This window comes from Duganella sp. (assembly GCF_039595735.1).
Taxonomy (GTDB): Bacteria; Pseudomonadota; Gammaproteobacteria; order Burkholderiales; family Burkholderiaceae_D; genus Rugamonas.
The window spans coordinates 71,140-94,783 of the sequence record NZ_JBCNLB010000019.1; the positions used below are offsets into that span (position 1 = coordinate 71,140).

16 protein-coding genes are annotated in these 23,644 nt (G+C 57.7%); 9 read left to right on the forward strand and 7 right to left on the reverse strand.

Annotated elements, in window-relative coordinates:
* Nucleotides 1-9 precede the first annotated feature (9 nt).
* From ABDW57_RS23835 to ABDW57_RS23850, 4 genes are all read left to right on the forward strand, one after another.
* Nucleotides 10-2,754 (forward strand): type VI secretion system Vgr family protein, encoded by a 2,745-nt coding sequence (locus ABDW57_RS23835; RefSeq protein WP_343732635.1) that lies wholly within the window; start codon nucleotides 10-12, stop codon nucleotides 2,752-2,754.
* 18 nt (nucleotides 2,755-2,772) lie between these two features.
* The gene (locus ABDW57_RS23840) at nucleotides 2,773-4,431 is read left to right on the forward strand and encodes an alpha/beta hydrolase (protein ID WP_343732636.1); all 1,659 of its coding nucleotides are present in this window, start codon (nucleotides 2,773-2,775) and stop codon (nucleotides 4,429-4,431) included.
* A 110-nt stretch (nucleotides 4,432-4,541) separates the two neighbouring features.
* On the forward strand, nucleotides 4,542-5,516 hold the full coding sequence (locus ABDW57_RS23845) for a T6SS immunity protein Tli4 family protein (protein WP_343732637.1): 975 nt from the start codon (nucleotides 4,542-4,544) through the stop codon (nucleotides 5,514-5,516).
* A 31-nt stretch (nucleotides 5,517-5,547) separates the two neighbouring features.
* A complete protein-coding gene (locus ABDW57_RS23850) occupies nucleotides 5,548-5,829 on the forward strand; it encodes a PAAR domain-containing protein (RefSeq protein WP_343732638.1) in 282 nt (93 codons plus the stop codon).
* A gap of 76 nt (nucleotides 5,830-5,905) precedes the next feature.
* Here the strand turns inward: ABDW57_RS23850 and ABDW57_RS23855 are convergent, their stop codons facing one another.
* The 7 genes from ABDW57_RS23855 to dnaA all read right to left on the reverse strand — a co-directional run bounded on the left by ABDW57_RS23855 (nucleotide 5,906) and on the right by dnaA (nucleotide 19,103).
* Complete coding sequence (locus tag ABDW57_RS23855) at nucleotides 5,906-6,622, reverse strand: SprT family zinc-dependent metalloprotease (RefSeq protein WP_343732639.1); 717 nt, start codon at nucleotides 6,620-6,622, stop codon at nucleotides 5,906-5,908.
* 3 nt (nucleotides 6,623-6,625) lie between these two features.
* Entirely contained in the window at nucleotides 6,626-9,733 is a 3,108-nt protein-coding gene (locus ABDW57_RS23860) for an HsdR family type I site-specific deoxyribonuclease (protein ID WP_343732640.1), read from the reverse strand.
* 151 nt (nucleotides 9,734-9,884) lie between these two features.
* Nucleotides 9,885-11,177: a restriction endonuclease subunit S gene (locus tag ABDW57_RS23865; protein ID WP_343732641.1), complete on the reverse strand. Its 1,293-nt coding sequence runs from the start codon at nucleotides 11,175-11,177 to the stop codon at nucleotides 9,885-9,887.
* A complete protein-coding gene (locus tag ABDW57_RS23870) occupies nucleotides 11,174-13,591 on the reverse strand; it encodes an N-6 DNA methylase (protein WP_343732642.1) in 2,418 nt (805 codons plus the stop codon). The genes ABDW57_RS23865 and ABDW57_RS23870 overlap by 4 nt, the downstream gene beginning before the upstream one ends.
* A gap of 205 nt (nucleotides 13,592-13,796) precedes the next feature.
* A complete protein-coding gene (gyrB, locus tag ABDW57_RS23875) occupies nucleotides 13,797-16,289 on the reverse strand; it encodes a DNA topoisomerase (ATP-hydrolyzing) subunit B (RefSeq protein WP_343732643.1) in 2,493 nt (830 codons plus the stop codon).
* A 115-nt stretch (nucleotides 16,290-16,404) separates the two neighbouring features.
* Nucleotides 16,405-17,511 (reverse strand): DNA polymerase III subunit beta, encoded by a 1,107-nt coding sequence (gene dnaN, locus ABDW57_RS23880; RefSeq protein WP_343732644.1) that lies wholly within the window; start codon nucleotides 17,509-17,511, stop codon nucleotides 16,405-16,407.
* Nucleotides 17,512-17,699: 188 nt separating this feature from the next.
* Nucleotides 17,700-19,103: a chromosomal replication initiator protein DnaA gene (dnaA, locus tag ABDW57_RS23885; protein ID WP_343732645.1), complete on the reverse strand. Its 1,404-nt coding sequence runs from the start codon at nucleotides 19,101-19,103 to the stop codon at nucleotides 17,700-17,702.
* Nucleotides 19,104-19,492: 389 nt separating this feature from the next.
* Here dnaA and rpmH point away from each other — a divergent pair, with 389 nt between their 5' ends.
* The 5 genes from rpmH to mnmE all read left to right on the forward strand — a co-directional run bounded on the left by rpmH (nucleotide 19,493) and on the right by mnmE (nucleotide 23,573).
* Nucleotides 19,493-19,627 (forward strand): 50S ribosomal protein L34, encoded by a 135-nt coding sequence (gene rpmH / locus ABDW57_RS23890; RefSeq protein ID WP_040378179.1) that lies wholly within the window; start codon nucleotides 19,493-19,495, stop codon nucleotides 19,625-19,627.
* 36 nt (nucleotides 19,628-19,663) lie between these two features.
* Complete coding sequence (gene rnpA / locus ABDW57_RS23895; protein WP_343732666.1) at nucleotides 19,664-20,101, forward strand: ribonuclease P protein component; 438 nt, start codon at nucleotides 19,664-19,666, stop codon at nucleotides 20,099-20,101.
* A complete protein-coding gene (yidD, locus tag ABDW57_RS23900) occupies nucleotides 20,098-20,361 on the forward strand; it encodes a membrane protein insertion efficiency factor YidD (RefSeq protein WP_343732646.1) in 264 nt (87 codons plus the stop codon). Before rnpA ends, yidD begins: the two co-directional genes overlap by 4 nt.
* Before the next feature lie 8 nt (nucleotides 20,362-20,369).
* Complete coding sequence (gene yidC, locus ABDW57_RS23905; protein WP_343732647.1) at nucleotides 20,370-22,127, forward strand: membrane protein insertase YidC; 1,758 nt, start codon at nucleotides 20,370-20,372, stop codon at nucleotides 22,125-22,127.
* A 66-nt stretch (nucleotides 22,128-22,193) separates the two neighbouring features.
* Nucleotides 22,194-23,573, forward strand: a complete 1,380-nt coding sequence (mnmE, locus tag ABDW57_RS23910; protein WP_343732648.1) for a tRNA uridine-5-carboxymethylaminomethyl(34) synthesis GTPase MnmE — start codon at nucleotides 22,194-22,196, stop codon at nucleotides 23,571-23,573.
* Nucleotides 23,574-23,644: the final 71 nt, after the last annotated feature.

Below are 23,644 nucleotides of genomic sequence, written 5' to 3' on the forward strand. Positions count from 1 at the left end.
GGAGCGACCGTGGAAAGCGACAGCGATTTTTTCGGCTTCATGTCCGTGTTCAAGGAACTGATCACCGACAACCGGCCCTTGCGCCTTCGCCTGGACCTGCCGGGCGGGATGAACGACGATATGCTGCTGCCGCAGCGGGTGTTTGGATCAGAATCCATCTGCGGCGGAATCGAATACCGAGTGCTGTGCGTGTCCGCCAGCGCCCAGCTGCCGCTGAAGCAGATGATCGCTGTACCGGCGATGCTGGAATTCGTCACCGACCGCGGCGACTTGCGTCGCGTCTGCGGCATCGTCACCGAAGCCAGCTCCGGCGATAGCGATGGCGGCCTGGCCAGCTACCAGTTGGTGCTGCGCGACGCGCTGGCGATACTGGAAAAACGCACCAACACACGCGTGTTCCGCAACATGGACGAAGTAGAAATCGTCCAGCGCATCCTCAACGAATGGCGGCATAAAAGTCCGGTGCTGGGAACCTGCTTCAAGCACGAGCTGGATGACGCCTTCGAACTGCGCACCTACCCCAAGCGCGAATTCACCATGCAGTACAACGAGTCGGATGCGGCTTTCATCTATCGCTTGCTGAAGCGGCGCGGCATTGGCTGGTACATCCGCGCCGGCGAGATGATGCATACCTTGGTGCTGTTCAATAACGCGGACAGCCTGCGCCAGAACGCCGCCGGCACCATTCGCTACCACCGCGACAGCGCCACCGAGGAGCGCGACGCCATCACATCCTGGAGCGCCGTGCGCAGCCTGCAGCCGGGCACGGTGACGCGTCACAGCTGGGACTACAAAAATCCGCAAGGCCGCGACTTCATGATGGCCAACGCCAGCAGCGGCATCGACCAGGGTGTCAGCGGCAGCGAACTTGCGGCCACGCTGGATGACTATCAAATCCTGCCGCCCCATGCCGGCGACGATAACGAGGACCTGTGCCGCCTCGGCCAACTGCGCATGAACCGGCACGACTACGAATCCAAATGCTTCCACGGCGAAGGCAGCGTACGCGATCTGTGCGCCGGGGAATACTTCACACTAAGCGAGCACCCGGAAGTGGACGAGCATTCTCCCGAGGATCGCGACTTCGTCGTCACCGCCTTGCAGGTGACGGCACAGAACAACCTGCCGAAAGCCTTGGCCACGCGTGTGGAACGCCTGTTCACCCGCAGCCGATGGATGGTCGGCGCGCAGGAACTGCTGATGCAGAGGGACATGATCGACAAAGTGGCAAGCGGCCCGCTGCGCATGCACGTCCAGTTCGCCGCCGTGCGGCGCGGCGTGACCATCGTCCCCGCCTACGACGCGCGCACCGACCTGCCGCGAGCCCAGATGCAAAGCGCTATCGTGGTCGGGCCGGAGGGCGAGGAAGTGCACTGCGACCAGCTAGGCCGCGTCAAAATCCGCTTCCCCGGCACCCGCATGGCAGACCACGAACAAGCCGCCGGCAGCGGCGCCTCCGGCACCGAAACCGATTCCGCCTGGGTACGCGTCGCCTCCAACTGGGCCGGCAACGGCCCCGGCCCGTTCCAGCAGTGCGGCACCATCGGACTGCCGCGCGTCGGCACCGAGGTCCTGGTCGGCTTCCTCGGCGGAGATCCCGACAAACCCGTCATCGTCGGCCAGCTCTACAACCAGGACGGAATGCCGGCTGCGCTCAGCGGCGCTGGCGACCTGCCAGGCAACCGCTACCTCTCCGGCATCAAAAGCCGCGAAATCAACGGCGGCCGAGCAAACCAGCTGCGGCTGGACGACACCGAAGGTCAGATCAGTGCGCAGTTGGCTAGTGATCACGCACAAGCCCAGCTCAATTTAGGATTTCTCACGTCTTCAAGAGCAGATGGGACAGGACAAACGCGGGGCGAGGGCGCGGAGCTAACTAGTAGCGAGTCGGTCGCTATTCGAGCTAGTAACGGAATACTGCTATCGACGCATGCAACAAGAGGGGAGCATTTGGAGCGAGATGATCTGATTGGGATAGCCGATCTACTTAACAGCATCGCCGGTCAGCTCGCAACGGTAGCTCAAACCCACTCTTCCGATGATGCGGAGAAACCGCATCTGTCGGAATTAATAGACAAACTGAAGAACTGGAAGGCTGGTTCACAGCAAGCGATTCTCGGCGCGCATGCGGCACAAGGAATGCTTTTTACAAGCGAGAACAATATCCTGATTGGTGCCCAGTCGAAAGTAGACATTCTGGGCTCGGGCGATACGAATCTCTCATCGGGGAAAAATATTTTTGTTCGAGCCGTAAAGGGGGTAAGCGTCTTTGCTCATGCACTTGGCGTGAAGCTGATTGCCGCTAGCGGAAATGTACTGGTTCAGGCACATCGTGGCGACATCAATATCACTGCTGCCGGAAAGATTTGTATCACCGCAGGCCAAGGCTTGGAACTCCAGTCCCCGGAAATCAAGCTGGTAAGTAAAGGCGCCCAAGTGAATTACGGTGGTGACGCCATTACGCAGCAGAGCAAAGGTGCACACACCATTAAATCTTCCAAGTTCTTGCATACAAGCGGTGGTGATGGGAATGTCAGTGAAGTCAAATTTCCAAGTACCTCCATTGAAACCGACGAGCGTATTGTTCTCTATCACTCCCAAACCGGAGAGCCTGTCCAAGGGCGGCGCTACAAACTGACGCTACCCGATGGGCGAAATATTGAAGGAACGACAGACAGCCAAGGTCGAACAGAGCTCGCGACCGCTCAGGAATTTGGTGAGATTGAGGTACTGATCTATCCCGAAGAAGCGTAGTCAGGCAGGAGACTCATTATGGCCACATCACCAAACAGCATCGAGCCGACGCGACCAGTCCCTTCTTATGAGGATCATGAAGGTAATCTGCGCGCGGTATCGCAACTGTCACCGAAGGCAAACAATACACGTGGCGCTGTTGGCGTTCCTCCGACGAAAGTAATGCCGGTAATTGTTGTCGCCGGAATTATGGGGAGCAACTTGCGAGCGCACACAAATCCTGCAGACGAGAAAAACAAAGAACTGAATCCAGGAGCTGAAGCATGGCGCCCGCCTAATGGCGTAGGTGAGGGCTTAGATGAAGCAAAAAAATGGAAAGCACGAAGTCCAGCTGTTCGGCAGAAGATCCTTGATGGAGACACGCTAGAGGTTGATCCTAACGGCGCAATCCCGCTTGGCTTACCGACTGACGGATTTGTGTGGGACGAAAAAATAGCCCGGCAGCGAGGCTGGGGGGAAATTCATCTTTCGAGCTATGGAATGTTGCTCGTCACATTGCAAAAGAGTTTGAACAGAACTTACCGCTTCGTCGGCAGTAACACCTTTTTAGATGATGACTGGATTCATGTGAATGGCTCTGACAGAGCGAAGTGGGGTGTAAATTCTGAAGGGATAGGGGCGCCTTTAACAGACGAAGAGCTAAAGAAATTTGCGCAATTCCATTATCCCGTGTACGGCTTCGGCTACAACTGGCTGAAATCGAATGAAGTATCTGCTCAATCACTGCAGAGCAGGATCGAAACGATCATCGCATACTGGAAAGGTAAGAAGAAGGAGTGCGATGCTGTTCTTCTGGTGACGCACTCGATGGGTGGCTTGGTAGCACGAGCATGCGCGCAAAAGATTCCGCAATTGATTGCTGGAGTCGTGCACGGTGTTATGCCGGCGCTAGGCGCTCCCGTATGCTTCAGACGTCTCGCTTGCGGGACCGAAACCAGTAGTCCTAGCAACTCCATCTTGGAAGATGTAGGCACTGAAAAATTTGCAGAAATTGCCGGGCTAACTATAGCGGAGACGACGCCAGTACTGGCTACAGCAGCTGGCCCCCTCGAATTACTACCGAATCATCTCTATCCTAAACCTTGGTTGTTCGCTGAATCAGCAGATACTCAAAACAAGCCAGTTTTCATCAATCTGCTCGACGATGACCCGTATGGCCAGTACCTGGATTTCATTTCTTGGTATCGCTTAGTCGATCCGGCATTTGCTGACCCTGCTCACAAGTATAAAGGAAAGGTCGAGGCAAAAATTAAGGCTTCAATCCGTCAGGCAAAGAAATTTCATACGGAAATTTTGCGAGATAATTATCATCCAAAGACTTTTGTATTCTATGGCGCAGATCCTACCAAACTTTCCTTTGGCACCTTTCGCTGGAAGTTTTCCAAGAGAACGCCAAATCTCGCTGATGCTGCAATAAGGGCAGCGAAACTTGATCGCTATCTTGTCAAAGGCGGCAGACGAATAGAGGTGATGCCGGGCATCTTTGTCGATGTGATGCCTTCCGTCCAAGATGTATCAGGAGACGGCACTGTGCCCCATCATTCAGGCATCGCTCCAACAGGAAAAGTAAAGCACGTATTTGCAACTCAGGGCTACTCACATCAGGAGTGCTACGGCGGCTCAGACATGCTTGCTTTGACTCGCCACCTTGTTGTCAAGCTGATGCAAGACATATGAGAACTTTTTTTAACCGTCGATTCTTTGCTTTAGCAAGCATCTTTTTATGCTGCGCGTTTGTATTCGGCTTTGGATTGCACTATAAAAAACGGAGAGATATGGAGCACCTCATGGAAATCATGAAGATGAAAACAATGTGCATAGGTAGGTTCTTGATTGATGTGCCTGAGAACGCGATAGTGTCATATCGAGGAGCCTCTTTCTCTGGATGGGATATTTCATCTTGGCTTGAAACGGATGAGAAATTCTTCAACCGTATTACGCAAGAAGAAATAAAGCTTAAGACCGAAAAAAATGAAAGAGGAGGCGTGACTTTAGAGCAGGTGCATGAGGTGAAGAATGAGCGCCTTCAAGGCCGCATATTTGTTTTTGGTCGCAAATGGCTAGAGTCGTTTCCACGTGGCGTTCGGAAAGAAAGCCAAGTCGTTGAGATTCGTGCTTTCGCTCGCTCCGAGAATATCACTTACAGGTTCTACGCGGAGTTTCGCGATGACACCGACGTTCAGGAGCTAGAGAGAATAATTGGTCAGCTTCGCCGGAGAGGCATCGATGAGATTCCGACGCAGGCTGGTTTTTGCTTCGAGAATGCATTCTTAACCGAGCCGTTAGATGTTAATGACGCTGAATACACATCGATGTTTGTCGGGCTGAAGGAACACCCTGATCTCGCTATCGCGCTCAGCACCCTTGCAGGCATTGCTCTTCAAAAGCCATTCTTACAGCGCGAAGCAGAAAACACGGTCAAGAATGAATACAGAAGCCGGTTTCATACATTGCGAGAGGGGCCAAGAACTCTCGCTGGTGTTCCGGGCGGAGAAGTCATGGACCGTGTCGACGAGCCCAACGGCAGTGTGCTCCATGACTTCATGTGGGAGTCCTTGAATACAACGGATAACGTATATCGCCCACTACTCACGCTTGAATTAAGTACAGGACACGGTCAGCCTGGAAGACCCGTGAACTCCAGCTTGTCCGATGTAGAGGTCCTCGCGCTTTGGGAAAAGATGTCGGCTAGTCTACGAGTCCGACCTATATCCGACTCAGGCACTGCAACCGCGTCGAAAATCAATAACAGCACGAAGTAAGGATAGACTGTAAGAACTGGAGGAGGGCAGGATGACAAACGTAATCCGGGTAGGTGACCCTACATCACACGGCGGTAAAGTTATCGAAAGCGGTGCTCCCCAATTTGTCGTTAGCGGCAAGCCAGTAGTGCTAGTTGGTGACAAGTGTATGTGTCCGATGACTGGGCATCAGAACTGTACCGTCATCAGCGGCAACGCAAAGCATCAGATTGACGGCAAAGCAGTTGCCTACGACGGCGACAAGACCAGTTGCGGCGCTACGCTTATCTCAACGATTGGAAACTTCTCTAAAAATGGGGGGATTACCAGATGACGCCTAGTGTAGCAGGGCGCAGAACGTAGATTTTTCTCCCCTGAACCCGGCGGGAGCACACGGGTTTGGTTTGACTTTAATATCCCCATTCCTCATGCCTCACTGGCAGACTATTGAGACGTTTTCTAAGTTGCGGCCAACGCGGAAGGTACAAGTCCATTAGGGAGACAAACCGCTCATTGTGCGTTGGCTCTCGTAAATGCACTAATTCGTGTACCAAAATATATTCAAGGCATTCAAGGGGTTTCTTGGCTAAGTCAGTGTTTAGCCTTATGTTTGCTGAATCTGGCGAACAGCTGCCCCACTTGGTTTTCATGCGCTGCACGAAAATGCGATTTGCCTTCACTCCTAACAAGGGTCCCCATTTTTCAAGCAACACGTCGACCGCATCGCGCACGTGCTGTCGGTACCAGGCATCAAGCACCTCCTCGCACCGGGCTCGGTCGGTACCAGGCCGGACCTGTAGGTAAAGCTTCCGTGGGCTCAGACTAATCGAAGGTGCTGCATCAACCTGACGGATCTCCAGAAGATAGCGCTTGCCCCACAAGAAATGGCTCTCCTTGTTCAGAAACTCACGAGGCGGTTCACGTTCTTGAGATTGCAGCTTGCGCTGCTGCACACGAATCCAACTCAACTTGGACACCACAAACAAGCGGATTGTCTCCAGCGGCATGGCCTGTGGTGCGGCGACTCGCACTTTTCCTACCGGCGGCAGAACGCTTAGATGTACGTGCTTGATGGACTTGCGGGTCACGTCCACGTGTAAGTCACCAAGGTCGAGCACGTCCTGCATTCGTCAGTACTCCTTTTGTGCAAAGACGATAGGGAAAAGGCGGTCTACCTCCTTGATGTCCTTAAGCACTTCAAACATCGCTTGCTTGACCATCTGTTCCCTCGCTACTACGCCACGCCAAGAGTCCGGTCGCTTGGTCTTAATCGCAGCGTCTAGTCTTAATACGGTGTCCAGTGCCACCGTCTTGCCTGCATAAGGCACCTCGGACTCTTGGACTGCGTTGGCGACCACGTGACCCTTTAGATTGTTATAGAGAGCGAGCTGACCGGCGGTCTTCAGCTGAATAGGAGTGTCGTCCGCTTTTCCAGCGCTTACCTTCTTTGCCACGTCGGCGATGCGTGCCAGATAGTCTTCGTATTCAATGGCCTTCTCTTTGCGCAAGCGAATGATTTCATCAAGCAGAGATGACATCTTGGCGAAGTAGGCCGGGTCGGTCAACTGCTCTTTCAGGATCTTGCTACGAACGTTGTTCTCGATCGTCTCTGCGATGGACTCTCTATTACCCTTCATGTCGCTCAGGCGCTCGGCAATCGCATCGGCAATGCCTGTCTTGACGATTAGTTCCAGCAGACCGATGCCGTCGAATGGCGATATCTTTCTCGGGGCTTGGGCCTCAATATAGGTGTCGATAAGGTGGCGCATGTCCGCCTCATAGGGCTTCAAGTCCAGCGATTCACCGGCCGCCATACGGATAATCTCGCGGACGTTCAGGTAGTGTTTCTGCAGTGCCTTCAGGCGCTCGATCTGCTCGGGTGTATAGCCTGCAGCCTCTAGTTCGTCGGCCAGGTTGGCATAGGCCCGCACCAGGGCCACCACTGCCTTGTAGAGTGTCACACGTTGGGGCTCACGAACCTTCAAGTCGTCAGCAATTTCCGTGTTGCCGCAGAAGTAGTGGATGTGCTCCAGGTCGCCCTTAGGCGGTTCTACTGGCTCGCACAGTAATGCGAGAGCTTCGACTGCATCGTTTAGTCGTTCGCGGCCAGCTTCCAGTCGGTCCTTAACTAAAATCTCCGAGTCGCTACCATCCGCGTTCTGATTCAATTCGGAGGTGTAGACAGCGATGGCTTTCTCTACCTTCTTGAAGAGGTCTTTGTAGTCCACGATATAGCCGAATTCCTTGTCTTCACCGTCCAGCCGATTGGTGCGGCAGATAGCCTGGAACAGACCGTGGTCCTGCATCGATTTGTCGATGTAGAGGTAGGAGCAAGGTGGCGCATCGAAGCCAGTCAGCAGCTTGTCCACAACGATCAGCAGCTTCATCTGCGCTGGCGCTTTGATGAAGCGGTCCTTAACCTGGTGCTCGTAGGTCTCAGTCTTAGTCTTGCCGGGCGTGGCCACCACATCCTTCAGCAGCTCCACGTAGGTGTTGTAGACAAACTGTTTGTCGGTGTCGGTATTGGCGCCGGTCTCTTCTTTGCTCACATCCGACGCCTGAGGGTTGTACGAGGTGACGACCGCGCAACGGCCCTTGAACACCGTTTTACCAAACAGAACAAAGTACTTGCAGGCCTCGTAGATACTGGAGGCCACCAGAATGGCGTTGCCACGCTCAGTCGATAGCCGCGGCTTCACGGCGAAGTCGAACACGATGTCAGCGACCACTCTGTCCATGCGGGCTCGCGAGCTGAGCACATTCTGCATCGTGCCCCATTGTTTTTTCAGCTCGTCCTTCTGCCATTCATTTAACCCTTTGGTCTTGGCCTCAAACCATTGGTCGATCTGGTCGGTGCTGCCCAGCTTCTGGTCGATGTCTCGTGCTTCGTAGACTAAATCCAACACCACCTTGTCTTCCACTGCCTCAGCAAACTTGTAGGTGTGGATGTAGCCGCCGAACACCTCCAGGCTAGTCTGCGCGTCACTCTTGAGAAGCGGAGTGCCTGTAAAGCCAATGAACACCCCGTTCGGAATCATAGCTTTCATCAGCCGGTGCAGCTTGCCGCCCTGGGTACGGTGGCATTCGTCTACGAAGACGTAGATCTCGCCCTGTGTCTGGCTGGGCTGCGCGGCCAGATCGCGCAAGAAGACCTCAAAATCATCTACGTCCCTTCGACCAAATTTGTGCACAAGCGAGCACAACAGACGCGGATTAGTCTGCGTTAGTTGGGCCATCAGATCGCGCCCGCTTTGACTGCGGTGAATGGTCTCGCCAGCGTCGATGAACACTCGTTCGATCTGTTTGTCCAACTCATCTCGGTCCGTGATGATGACCACACGCGCCGCCGGTTTATTCTCTAGGATCCACCGCGCCAGCAGCACCATGAGAATGCTCTTTCCCGCGCCTTGGGTGTGCCAGATGATACCGCCACGTCGCTGCTGTACATGCGTTTGGGCCGCCTTGATGCCGAAGTACTGATGCGCGCGTGGCAGCTTCTTAATGCCGCCGTCGAATAGCACGAAGTCGTGGATCAGTTCTATAAGTCGGGCCTTATTGCAAAGCTTGGCTAGATACTTGTCGAGCTTGTATCCGGAGTTGTCGGCCTCATCTTCCTTCCAGGTTAGGAAGTACTTCTCCTGCGTCTCGATAGTACCGTAGCGCAGGCCTTCCGAGTCATTGCCGGCCAACACCAGCTGAACCGTACTGAAGAACCAGTCGTTGAACTCAGGCTGCTGGTTCGACAAGCACTGGCGGATGCCCTCGCCAAGTCCGATACGGCTATTCTTTAATTCAAGCACACCTACGGCAAAGCCGTTTAGGTACAGCACGATATCGGGCCGACGTTCGTGGCCGCCTTTGATTGTTACTTCCTCGGCAATGACGAAGTCGTTATCGGCAGGTGTATTCCAGTTCACCAGATGAACCGTCTCGTTAACTTCACCGGCCGCCACTTTAACCGACACACCGTACCGCAGTAGCTGATACACCGCTTGGTTGGCTTCGTACAGCGTACGCCCATGCAACAGAGCTTCGGAACGAAGGCAATGCAAAGCTGCGCTGATGTGTGCTGCGCTGTAGCCCCGGCCTTTCAGGTAAGCCGTCAGCAGTCCTTCGTCGATACAGTGGTTGCCCTCGCGCTCTGACCAGTCGCCCAGGTAGCGATAGCCCAGCTTTTGGGTGAATAGATCAATCACCCGCTCTTGGGTAGCGCGCTCGGGCTTGCTGACGTTGTTCATCCGTTTTCCTTCCTGCGCAGCTCTTTAAGGCTGGCGTTGTTATTTGATCAGTTTGAAGCGGACCTGATAGCGGCTGAAGCTAGTGAGGCATCCGCCCCCCATGTGCACTCTGGCGGTCCAAAGTCAGGCGCCAATAGCTTGGCCAACTGGCTCATGCATTGGACTCCACGAGGCGGATTCGGCCGGTCAACAAGGCTTGGGTAATGGCTAATTTGACGGCTCGGGCTTTGGTCAGACGGGATTCGAGCGAGGCAATTTCTGTGTCCATCGAAGATAAGATTTCCGCTATGGCTTTCTGCTCTTTCAAAGAAGGCAAGCATAGTGGTGCTTGCAGGAGTGCTGTCTTCGCGATGTTGTATCGCGTCGCTCCTTGGGCGAGCGAGCTCACTGCGGTTCGCCCCGGTTGTCCACGGAAGTAATAGGCCATAAACAGCCCAGAGATTCGATCAGCGGCGAAAGGCCGGAATCCGAAGCAGAAGCTGTTAAGGAAGACGCCTTTGTCACATCTTTCCACCCACGAACACATAGCAACTTCTTCAGGTGTCTCCGACGAACCGTTAAAGAGGAGGTCTCCGGACTGAACCATATTCTGCGACTCTGCAGGGTCGATGTGAACACTCTCGACCATTTCGACCGAAGTTCGAATATTGGACATCACATTCATGAAAGTGATGTACTTGGCCGCTCCATGCCCGAAATCCGCCTTGCCTTTTCCTATAAGGCCTCCGTAGGTCCGACCGACCTGACCGAGTCGCACTACTGTCCAAGGCTGAGAAAACTCAGGTAGCCGCCGCTTGCCGGTAAGCAGTTCCTGCATTGCGCCTTGCTTGATCTGGCGCTTCTTGGTCAGTATTTGCTCCAGCGAGTCGATCAGCCCATCGGAGTCACCGATTACCTGTGAAATCCTGCGCTGTTCTTCTTCAGTTGAGGGCTTTGGGATTGGTAATACAACGAACTTTTCCTTTGGAAGGTGCGCAATGCTTGTCTGGGTCACGTAGTCCTGGAGTCTTCCACTGCGCGCACACTGCTCCAGCACAGCGGCCATAAGCTCATGAGAATACCCGCGCTTGGCACGGAGACGATGCAAAGCCTTTTGGTAATAGCACTCTTCTAGCTGGCCACGCCAGATCGCGCTGCGGCCGACTTCACCGCCCTCGCAAACCAGCAAATCTCCAACCACCAGTCGATACCGCTGCAAGTCGGATGGTGACATCCGGACTTCACCAACGTCGCTGACATCGATCCGTCCCCACTGCACCGCTCGGTTGCCAAGAAATGGCTTGGGCGTACCCACGTTCTTCTCCGCATCAAGCATCTTGCCAAGCTGGACATGGAACTCGTCTCCAACAGTAGATACGCTCCAATCCACAGGCAGAGGTCCGATCTCAGTCAGTTGCAACTCGGAACTCGGCTGGAAGTGCGCATTGGGATCTTTCACTTTCATGCAAACCCCATTTTCGCCAAATGCTCTGCCACTTTCGTACCCAAGCTATCAACCTCCTGCATTAACTCCGACATCGTCTGCCTGTAGCGCTCGGCCAGTTCCTTCACTCGACCAGTCAACGCCTTGCTCACGCGGTCCAGTTCACCATGCACGACTGTGCCCAGCTCCACCATCCACTTGTGGTCAACCACCAGAACCTTTACCTCTTCGGACGTCAAAGTAGCATATCGCGCTAGCGCCTTGCCATCCAGTTCTGTGTCCAACGTCTTGATGCGCTTCTTCAGGCGGTTGGCTTGTTCTGATAGGGCTAGCCACTGCTTCAGCAAAGTCAGTTCGTCGGATGTATCCGTGTCTTGCTCAATCTCTTTGAGGCGCGATTTCACTTCCTTGTCGTTGATTTTGTCGAAGCCGCCGAACGCAGCATCGTCACCTCGGTGTTCTTCTTCAAGCTCGGCCTGTTTGGTCTGAATGCTCTCCAGTTCCTCGTTTAGCCGAGTTAGTTCGGCCTGTTCAGCGGCAAAGTGGCATTGCACCAACAGCGCTTTAGGAACCAGATCGCAGGCCCAGCCTTTGTCCACGGTCTTGCCTGTTGAACCATCCTTATTCTTCTTGGTTTCCAGCACGCGGTAGGGCTCGGCCTTCCAACCGTCTTCGGCAATGAGGTAAGCATCGTCATGCATCGTATCGGCCCAATAGTCCATTAGGTGCTGATAGACTGCGTAAGGGTCAATTAGTCTATCGAGCGTCGGTTGGTTTTCGTAGTGGTCTAGCAGACCTTCGGCTCCCTGGATTAAGTCTTTCGGATGGAAGTTGCCCTTCTCCAGCGACTTGAGGCGGGTCACCGCCGCCTCGCGCCATTTGTCAAAGTGTGCGTTCATTGCAGCGATGAAGGCCCTGAATTCCGGGTGCTGATGAATGGTGGATTTGATGGCGGCTGGCTCCACGGCCAGATCAAGGTAGCCTGGTCGCCGGGGGGTGAACAGAGTGGTCCGTAACCTTGGACACACTGTCCAGTAGCGCCCGAGGGCCTGCACGTCTGCCTCGGGGATACCGCCGTTGAGATGGGCCTCGATGTCCTGCTGGTCTTCCGGCGTGCTGCTGTCGATATAGCGCGGAAGGTTGAGGTTAAAATCGTTTTTCTCGATCTCGTCCAGTCGCACCATGCGCGCGTAGCGCGGATCACTCTCGTCAAGCGAGGAAAAGGTGTCAACAATGCGATGAATGTCGCGTTCGCGTAGGCGGTTCTTCGGCCCATCCTTCATGTAACCATGCGCGGCATCGATCATGAAGATGCTTTTGCGCGCAGCAGCACCGGCCTTGTCGATTACAATAACGCAGGCGGGTATGCCAGTGCCATAGAATAGGTTGGCCGGCAGGCCGATGATAGCCTGAATGAGACCGCGTCGCACCAGGCTCTTGCGGATCTCAGCCTCTGCATTGCCTCGGAAAAGGACGCCGTGCGGAAGGATGCAGGCAGCTCGACCGGTGCTCTTGAGCGAGCGGATAATGTGCAGCAGATAGGCGTAATCGCCCTGCTTGTCGGGAGGCGTACCAAAGCCTTCAAAGCGCTTGTACATATCCCCCGCCAAGCCGTTGCTCCAGCGCTTGTCGGAGAACGGTGGATTAGCCACTACGTAGTCGAAGGTCTTGAGCTGGCCGCCGTCTAGAAATTTAGGATCAGCCAGCGTGTTGCCCTGCTCGATCACTGCACCGGGATTGTGGTGCAGGATCATGTTCATGCGGGCCAGACCGCTGGTGACTTCCTCCTTCTCTTGGCCGTAGACGCTGATGGGTGTAGGCGCGGCCTCGGCGACCTTAAGCAGTAGCGATCCCGAACCGCAGGTAGGATCGTACACCGTGGTGTCAGGGTTGGTCTTGGCCTTCGCGATGCCAAGCACCTGAGCTATCACGCGGCTCACTTCTGCGGGCGTGTAGAACTGGCCCTTGCTCTTGCCACTCTCCGTGGCGAAGTGACGCATCAGGTACTCGTAGGCGTCGCCAAGGATGTCGTCACCGTCGGCGCGGTGACGACTGAAGTCTAGGTCCTTTGACTCGAAGATGCTAATTAGGTTGGTTAACTTGTCGACCTTCTCCTTGCCTTGCCCAAGCAAAGCATCGTCGTTGAAATCGGCCTTGATGCGAAGGCGGTTGGCCTCTTCCAGCGGGCGGACGATCTTCTTGTTGATCTGGTCCCCAATGTCACTCTTGCCCTTGAGGGCAACCATGTCGGCGAAGCTCGCACCAGCAGGGATCTGGATGGGCGCGAAAGGCTGGCCGGCGTACTTGTCGCTGATGTACTTGATGAACAGCAGGACCAGCACGTAGTCCTTGTACTGGCTTGCGTCCATACCTCCACGGAGTTCGTCGCAGGAGGCCCAGAGCTTGGAATAGAGATCGGATTTTTTAATTGGCATTACGGTGCTTTTTTGGTTCGAAACGGGCTTTGGTTCAAGTTTCTCGTGGCGGCGGCAGGATCACCCATAAGGCGTCCTTAATCCGTTCGCTGAGTCACTATACTTTTCTAATCACTGAAAAAAAAGCGGCCCTTTTTAAGGGCCGCTATCATTTCAAATATTGAAATTCATTTCAATTATTTTAAGGTTTTAAAGCGGACTGCAATTAGACGTCAATGTTGCCAGCACGCAGCGCATTGGTCTCAATGAACGCGCGGCGCGGCTCAACATCATCACCCATCAGCGTGGTGAAGATCTGGTCGGCGGCAATCGCGTCTTCGATCTGCACTTTCAGCAGGCGGCGGACGGTTGGGTCCATCGTCGTCTCCCACAGCTGGTCCGGGTTCATCTCGCCCAGACCTTTGTAGCGCTGCTTGGAGACCACGCGTTCTGCTTCGTCACGCAGCCACTGCATGGCCTGGTGGAAGTCGTGCACCGCCGATTCCTTCACGCGCTCGCCTTCGCCGCGGCGGACGATGGCGCCTTCGCCAATCAGGCCGCTGAAGGTGGAGGCGGCGTCGGCCAGCACGCGGTAGTCCGCGCCCTGCACGAAGTCGGCGTCGATCGAGCTGACTTTGACGTTACCGTGGTGCATGCGCTCGATCCACAGCAGGTGCTTCTCGCTCAGTTCGTCCGAACGCACCGACACTTTCACGCTGATGTCGTTGATCTCGGCGGCCAGCGCGCGGGCCGAGGCTTCGGCCGCTTCCAGCGTGTCCAGGTTGAGCTGCACGCCGGTCATGATGGCGGTCAGCGCGGCGCGGTCGATCACGCGCGTCAGGCGCATCATGATGACGTTGGCCAGGTTGAACTGGCGCACCAGCTCGCCCAGCGCTTCGCCCTGGATCGGCTCGGCGCCTTCGCGCGGGGTCAGCGCGGCGGTGTTCAGCGCCACGTTCATCATGTAGCCGGCTTCTTCGGCGTCGTCCTTCAGGTAGCGCTCGTCGCGGCCGGCCTTCACCTTGTACAGCGGCGGCTGGGCGATGTAGACGTGGCCGCGTTCCACCAGTTCCGGCATCTGGCGATAGAACAGGGTCAGCAGCAGGGTGCGGATGTGGGCGCCGTCGACGTCCGCGTCGGTCATGATGATGATGCGGTGGTAGCGCAGCTTTTCGACGTTGAATTCGTCCGGGCCGATGGAGGTGCCCAGCGTGGCGATCAGGGTGGTGATCTGTTCCGACGACAGCATTTTTTCAAAGCGCGCCTTTTCCACGTTCAGCACTTTACCGCGCAGCGGCAAAATGGCCTGGAACTTGCGGTCGCGGCCTTGCTTGGCCGAGCCGCCTGCGGAGTCACCCTCGACGATGTACAGTTCGCACAGCGCCGGGTCGCGTTCCTGGCAGTCGGCCAGCTTGGACGACAGGCCCAGGCCGTCCATCACGCCTTTGCGGCGGGTCAGGTCGCGCGCCTTGCGGGCCGCTTCGCGCGCGCGCGCCGCTTCCACGATCTTGCCGCAGATGATCTTGGCGTCGTTCGGCTTTTCCATCAGGTAGTCGGCCAGGGTCTTGGCGACGATCTCTTCGACCGGGCCGCGCACTTCGGACGACACCAGCTTGTCCTTGGTCTGCGAGGAGAATTTCGGCTCGGGCACTTTCACCGACAGCACGCAGGTCAGGCCTTCGCGCATGTCGTCGCCGGAGACTTCGACCTTGGCTTTCTTGGCCAGTTCGTTCTCTTCGATGTATTTGTTGATGACGCGGGTCATGGCCGCGCGCAGGCCGGTCAGGTGGGTGCCGCCGTCGCGCTGCGGGATGTTGTTGGTGAAGCACAGCACCTGTTCGTTGTAGGCGTCGTTCCATTGCATGGAGACGTCCACCGAGATGGTGGTGCCCTGGTCCGACTGGCGTTCGCCGGTGGCCTGGAACACGGTCGGGTGCAGCACGGTCTTGGCTTTGTTGATGTATTCGACGAAGCCGCGGGTGCCGCCTTCAAACGCGAACACTTCTTCCTTGCCGGTGCGCTGGTCGGTCAGCTTGATGTTGACGCCGTTATTCAGGAACGACAGTTCGCGGATGCGCTTGGCCAGGATTTCGTAGTGGAATTCGACGGTGGTGAAGATTTCTTCGTCGGCCCAGAAGTGGACGTCGGTGCCGCGCTTGTCGGTTTCACCGATGACCTTGATCGGCGAAACGGCCACGCCGTCGCGCATTTCGATTTCGCGGTTTTGCGCCACGCCGCGCACGAATTCCATCTGGTGCACTTTGCCGTCGCGGCGGATGGTCACGCGCAGCAGCTTGGACAGGGCGTTCACGCACGAGACGCCGACGCCGTGCAGGCCGCCCGAGACTTTGTAGGCGTTCTGGTCGAACTTGCCGCCGGCGTGCAGTTCGGTCAGCACGATTTCGGCCGCCGAGCGCTTCGGCTCGTGCTTGTCGTCCATCTTCAGGCCGACCGGGATGCCGCGGCCGTTGTCGGTGATCGAGATCGAGTTGTCCGAGTGGATGGTGACATGGATCTCGGAGCAGTGGCCGGCCAGGGCTTCGTCGATCGAGTTGTCCAGCACTTCAAACACCAGGTGGTGCAGGCCGGTGCCGTCCGAGGTGTCGCCGATGTACATGCCGGGACGTTTGCGGACTGCCTCCAGACCTTCCAGGATCTGGATCGAGGAGGCGCCGTATTCTTCGTTCTTTGGTACTGGTGCTGCGTTCTCTTCGGACATGTGCTGCTTTCTCAATCAATGTACTGTAGTTCTGGGACGTCATTCCGGCGCCAGCCGGAATCCATGCTGAGCATGCGTTCTATGGGCTCCGGCCTGCGCCGGAGCGACGGTGCTGTTAAATGCGCATCGGCATGACGACGTACTTGAAGTCGGCATTGTCCGGGATCGAGATCAGCGCCGACGAGTTGGAGTCGCCAAGCGCCACGTTGACCTGGTCGCACTTCAGGTTGTTCAGGACATCCAGCAGGTAGGTGACGTTGAAGCCGATGTCGATGTTCTCGCCGCCGTAGTCGATTTCCAGTTCCTCGACCGCCTCTTCCTGGTCGGCGTTGGTGGAGCTGATCTTCATGCTGCCCGGCGCGATGATGCAGCGCACGCCCTTGAATTTGTCGCTGGTCATGATGGCCGCGCGCTGCAGCGAGCGCAGCAGCTCATCGCGGCCGATCGTGAATTCGTTCTTGTAGCCCTTGGGGATCACGCGCGTGTAGTCGGGGAACTTGCCTTCCACCAGTTTCGAGATCAGTTCGATGTCGGCAAAGGTCAGCTTGACCTGGTTGGCGGCGATGTCCAGCTGTACGGTCTCGTCGTTTTCTTCCAGCAGGCGCTGCAGTTCGATGATGGTCTTGCGCGGGATGATGACTTCCTGGCGCTCGAACGACTGCTCGGTCTCCACCTGGCAGAAGGCCAGGCGGTGGCCGTCGGTGGCGACGGCGATCACATTGTTGCCGTCCAGGACCAGCAGCAGGCCGTTCAGGTAGTAGCGGATGTCCTGCTGGGCCATCGAGAAGTGCACCATGTTGAACAGGTGCTTCAGGGTTTTCTGCGGCAGGGTGACCGACGCGCTGTAGCTGTCGGCCTGCTGCACGGTCGGGAATTCCTCGGCCGCCAGGGTTTGCAGCGCGAAGCGCGATTTACCCGATTGCACCGCCAGCCGCTTGTTCTGCAGGGTGATCGAGACGTCGCCCGATTCCGGCAGGGCGCGCAGGATGTCCAGCAGCTTGCGCGCGGCCACGGTGGTGCCGGTCACTTCCGGGCCGGAGCCGATGTCGGCGTTGGTGGTGATCTGGACTTCCGTGTCGGTCGACAGGAAGGATACGCTCTCGCCCTCTTTGCGGATGAGGATATTGGCCAGAATCGGCATAGTGTGCCGACGCTCGACAATACCGCTCACGATCTGCAGTGGCCGGAGTAGCGTATCTCGGGTGGTTTTGACCAATTGCATAGATTATCCTCAGTAAAAATTAACGTTGTTTGATACTTTTTGCCTTGTGAGCAGCTGGACAGGTTTGCCAGAATCATAAAGGCAAAATGGTTCAGCCGCCAGCCTTGCCGCGCCGTCCTCCCGGCGGCCGCCGGGTTCCATGCTGACTCAGCATGGGCAGCGGCTTGCGCCGGTGCGACGGCGCTGGCTTAGCCTTTCAAGGTTTGCTCCAATACGTGCAGCTCGTGGTTGCATTCCGGGTTTTTGGTGCGGTCGAGGGCGATCTTGCGCACCGCGTGCAGCACCGTGGTGTGGTCGCGCCCGCCGAACAGCTCGCCGATCTCCGGCAGCGACTTCTGCGTCAGCTCCTTGGCCAGGTACATGGCAATCTGGCGCGGGCGGGCGATGTTGGCCGGCCGGCGCTTGGAGTACATGTCCGCCACCTTGATGTTGAAGAAGTCGGCCACCGTCTTCTGGATGTTTTCCACCGAAATCTGGCGGTTCTGCACCGACAGCAAGTCCTTCAGCGCTTCCTTGACGATGTCAATCGTGATGTCCTTGCCGTGGAAGCGCGAGTACGCCAGGATCTTGCGCAGCGCGCCTTCCAGCTCGCGCACGTTGGAGCGCAGGTGCTTGGCCACGAAGAAGGCGACGTCGTCCGAGAAGGTCACGCCTTCCTGCTTGGCTTTCTTCAGCAGAATCGCCACCCGCATTTCCAGCTCGGGCGGCTCGATGGCCACCGTCAGGCCGGAGTCGAAGCGCGAGATCAGGCGGTCGTCCATGCCGGTGATTTCCTTCGGATAGGTATCCGAAGTGATGATGATCTGCTTCTTGGCCGCGATCAGCGCTTCAAACGCATAGAAGAATTCTTCCTGCGTGCGGCTTTTGCCGCCGAAGAATTGAATATCGTCGATCAGCAGCATGTCCAGCGAGTGGTAGTAGTGCTTGAAGTCGTCGAAGCCCTTGCGCTGGTAGGCGGTCACCACGTCGCGCACGTACTGCTCGGCGTGGATGTAGCGGATCTTGGCGCCCGGCTGGTCGGCCATCACCTGGTTGCCGATGGCGTGGATCAAGTGGGTCTTACCGAGGCCGACGCCGCCGTAGAAGAACAGCGGGTTGTACGACACGCCCGGGTTGTTGGCGACCTGGATGGCGGCCGCGCGCGCCAGCTGGTTGGCCTTACCGGTGACGAAGCTGTCAAAGGTGAGGTCGGTGTTGATGCGGCTTTGCTCGCGGCGCGGCGGGGCCGAGGCCGGCAGTTCGGGCACCGACGGCACCGGGTCGGCCAGGGCCATGCGGGCGTTGTTGCTCGGCGCGCCGCCGTTGATGTCCGGCACCGGCGCGGTGGTCGCGGTTTTCTTCGGCGCCGACAGGCGCGGGTCGAGCACGAACTGCACCTCGGTCGGCTGCTCCCAGTACTGGCAGGCCAGCGCGGTGATCCGGCTGGCGAACTGGGTCTTGACCCAATCCAGCTTGAAGCGGTTGGGCGCGGCCACGCGCAGCTTGCCCGCCTCGTAATCGAGGGGGATAAGCGGCTTGATCCAGGCGCTGAATTGTTGCGGCGTCAGCTCCAGCTCCAGCTGGGCGGAGCAGGTCTGCCAGAAATTTTCCATGAATCGACTGTCTGTGTTCTTACTGTATAAGGGTGTGGGCAACTTTGAAGTTTTTCACACGTAACGCGCTATTCTACTCTCGCTCGCTACAGTTATCCACAGGGGCGGCAGGATTTTTTCGCGCCGCGGGCTGCTCCGGGCCGGCTGGCCGGGCCAGTCTGTTGTTGACAAGCAGGGCCGAAATGCTGATAATTCAGGGTTCCCCGCCCGTATTCCTTGTTTCTTCACATGGATATCAATATGGAGTAGCGAGGATTTAGCGGGCGATGAGATGGACCCAGCTTGTGCCGGATAGCGTTGGCATGGGTGCGCGAAGTGTCATTGGCACCAAAAACTGACGGGCCGTCTGACCCGATTTTGCATTTTTTTCTGCTTTAAGCGAGACCAACATGAAACGTACTTACCAACCTTCCGTTGTACGCCGTAAGCGTACCCACGGCTTCCGTGCACGTATGGCTACCCGTGGTGGCCGTCAAGTGCTGAACGCACGCCGCGCTAAAGGCCGCAAGCGTCTGGCTGTATAAGCTGGTCGTTTGTTAGCTGATCGCGTGGACAGCTGCATCACCAGCGGCTCGACAGGCGAAGGTTCACACGACTTCGCGCGCGCTCGGCGTATCGTTAAAACGGATGAATTTTCATCCGTTTTTCGTTTGCGCCCCAGCCAAAAAAGCGCGCACTTCGTGCTGTACACCCGTCTGAACCAACTGCCGCATGCGCGGCTGGGCGTCGTGGTGGCCAAGCGCTTTGCGCCGCGTGCCGTCACCCGCAACACGATCAAGCGCGTCACCCGCGAACTGTTCCGCGTCACCGGCCTGCCCGCCATCGATTGTGTGGTGCGCCTGGCCAGGCCGGTCAACAGCAAGGATGGACCTGCCACCTCTGCAAAACTGAAAACGGCCTTGCGGGTGGAATTGGCACGCCTGTTCGCGGCGCAAGCCAAATTGTCCGGCAAGCCGGGCTTGCCTCCTTCGTCGCCGCCTCCATCTGGGTCGCCATGAAAACCGTGCTCCGCTTCCTGCTGCGCTTTTATCAACTGGCCATCAGCCCGATGATGACGCCGAGCTGCCGCTTTCACCCAAGCTGCTCGAACTATGCGCTGGAAGCGCTGCAAGTGCACGGTGCCGCGCGCGGCAGCTGGCTGGCGGTCAAGCGCGTGTGCCGCTGCCATCCGTGGAACGCGGGCGGCCATGACCCGGTCCCGCCGGCCAAGGGCAAATCGAATTCCTCTACGACCGCTTGCGGTTGCAACCACTCCTGATTGAAATAATGGATATCAATAAACGTACCATCTTGTGGATCGTGTTTGCGGTGTCGCTGTTTGTTCTGTGGAACAACTGGCAGATCTCCAACGGCCATCCATCGATGTTTGCGCCGCCGCCGGCGCAGACGGCCAAGGCGCCTGAGGCGAAGAAATCCGACGTGCCGGCCGCTGCCGCCGCTGGCAGTGCAGCCGCCGTGCCAGGAGCGGGTGCTGCCGCCGCGGCTGATGCCGTGCCGTTCAAGGCCGAGCGCATCACCATCACCACCGACGTGGTGCGTGCCGATATCGATACCCAGGGCGGCGTGATCCGCCGCCTGGAACTGCTGAAGTACAAGGAAAACAGCCACCCGGGCTGGTTTGGCGGCTGCTTCGGCCTGTTCGACTGGTGCAAGCCGGGCGACAACAGCAAGAACATCGTGCTGTTCGACGTCGATGCCGGCACCGGCAAGACCTATCTGGCCCGTACCGGCCTGATCGGCGTGCCCGGCCTGCCGAACCACACCAGCGGCTTCGTGGCCAAGCCTGGCCCGCGCATGCTGAACGACGGCAACCAGGTGCAACTGGTGCTGGAATCGGAATCGGGCGGCGTCAAGCTGACCAAGACCTTCACCTTCAAGCGCGGCGACTACGTGGTCGACGTGCGGCATGACGTCACCAACACCGGCGCCGCGCCGGTGTCGCCGACCCTGTACCTGCAGCTGGCGCACGACGGCAACAAGCCGGCCGGCGACTCCTTCTTCAACAGCAGCTACACCGGTCCGACCCTGTACACCGACGAAAAGCGCTACGAAAAGCTGAAGTTCGAAACGCTGGAAAAAGAAGCCCAGGAAGCGCAGAAGACCGGCAAGCCGATGCTGCAGGACCACGCCACCAAAGCCGACAACGGCTGGATTGCGATTTCGCAGCACTTCTTCGTCTCGGCCTTCATTCCGCAGCCCAAGCTGATGCACGACATCGTCACCGAAAAGATCGACACCAATGTGTACGGCATCAGCGTCAAGCAGCCGCTGGGTTCGATCGCGCCGGGCGCCACCGTGTCGAACGACGCCAAGCTGTTCTCCGGTCCGCAGGAAGCGCAGCTGCTGGAAAAAGTCTCGCCGGGCCTGGAGCTGGTGCGCGACTACGGCTGGCTGGCCATGATCGCCAAGCCGATGTTCTGGGTGATCGAGCACATCCACGCGGTGCTGGGCAATTGGGGCTGGACCATCATCGCCTTCACCATCCTGATCAAGCTGCTGTTCTTCCCGCTGTCGGCGGCTGGCTACCGCAGCATGGCCAAGGTCAAGCTGGTGACGCCGAAGATGCAAGCCATCCGCGAGCGTTACAAAGGCGACCCGGCCAAGATGAACCAGGCCACCATGGAACTGTACAAGCAGGAAAAGATCAACCCGCTGGGCGGCTGCCTGCCGATCCTGGTGCAGATGCCGGTCTTCATCGCGCTGTACTACGTGCTGCAGTCGGCGGTGGAAATCCGCGGCGCGCCGTGGGTAGGCTGGATCACCGACCTGGCGCAGCATGACCCGTATGCGATCCTGCCGGTGCTGTACGCGATCTCGATGTACATCACCACCAAGCTGAACCCGGCGCCGGCCGATCCGATGCAGGCCAAGATGATGCTGTTCATGCCGCTGGCGTTCTCGGTCATGTTCTTCTTCTTCCCGTCCGGCCTGGTGCTGTACTGGGTGGTGAACAACGTGCTGTCGATTGGTCAGCAGTACGTGATCTCGAAAAAATTCGGTGCGGTAGAGCCTGCCAAGGCTTAACGCTCAAGGCTGTTGCTAAAAAGCCCGCGTTGATCGCGGGCTTTTTTTATCTAATACAATGCTCCCATGAATATCGACTCTTCCCCCATCGCCGCCATCGCCACCGCACCGGGACGCGGCGGCATCGGCGTCGTGCGCGCCTCCGGCAAAAACCTGCAACCCCTGATCGGCGCGCTGTTTGGCGACATCGGCCTCAAGCCGCGCCACGCCACCTACATCCCGTTCACCCAGGCGGACGGCGGCGTGATCGACCAGGGTATCGCCCTCTGGTTCAAGGGGCCGCACTCCTACACCGGGGAAGACGTGCTGGAACTGCAAGGCCACGGCGGCCCCATCGTGTTGCAAATGCTGCTGACACGCGTGCTGGAAGCGGGCGCAGAAATCGGCTTGCGGCTGGCCGAGCCGGGCGAATTCACGCGCCGGGCCTACCTCAATGACAAGCTGGACCTGGCGCAGGCCGAAGCCGTGGCCGACCTGATCGATGCCTCCACCGAAGCGGCGGCCAAATCGGCCTCGCAATCGCTGTCGGGCGCGTTCTCGAAGACCGTCAACACCCTGGTCGGCAACGTCACCAACCTGCGCATGCTGGTGGAAGCCACACTGGACTTCCCGGAAGAAGAAATCGACTTCCTGGAAAAATCCGATGCGCGCGGCCAGCTGAAAGGCATTGTCGACGCATTAGAGCAAGTCTTCAAACAGGCGGCGCAGGGCGCCTTGCTGCGCGAAGGGCTGAACGTGGTGCTGGTGGGGCAGCCGAACGTCGGCAAATCCTCGCTGCTGAATGCGCTGGCGGGAAATGACGTCGCCATCGTCACCCCGATCGCCGGCACCACGCGCGACAAAGTGACCGAAACCATCCAGATCGAAGGCATTCCGCTCAACATCATCGACACCGCCGGCATCCGCACGCCGGAAGAAGCGACCGACGTGGTGGAACGCATCGGCATCGAGCGTACCTGGAACGAAGTGGGCAAAGCCGACGTCATCCTGCACCTGCTGGATGCCGACCACGGGCCATCGCGTTCGGACGAAAGCATCACCGCCGCCTTCCCGGACGGCGTGCCGGTGCTGCGCATCTGGAACAAGATCGACTTATCGGGCCACAAGCCGGCGGTGGACATGATGGGCGACGCCACCCACATCTACCTGTCCGCGCACGAGCACATCGGGATAGATTTGCTGCGCAAGGAGCTACTGCGCATCGCTGGCTGGCAGCAGACGGGCGAATCGCTGTACCTGGCGCGCGAGCGCCACCTGATCGCGCTGAAAAACGCCGGCGCCCATTTGGCGCGCGCTGGCGAGCACGCGGCCCAGAGCGATCAGTCGCTGGACTTGTTTGCCGAAGAACTGCGGCTGGCGCAGGTGCAGCTCTCCAGCATCACCGGCGCCTTCTCCTCCGACGACCTGCTGGGCGTCATCTTCAGCCGCTTCTGCATCGGCAAATAATCGGGGTCAGCTCTGACATTCGGACACGCGCAGCGCAAGTTTGATGTCGCTCAAAGCATGTCCGTGCTGGT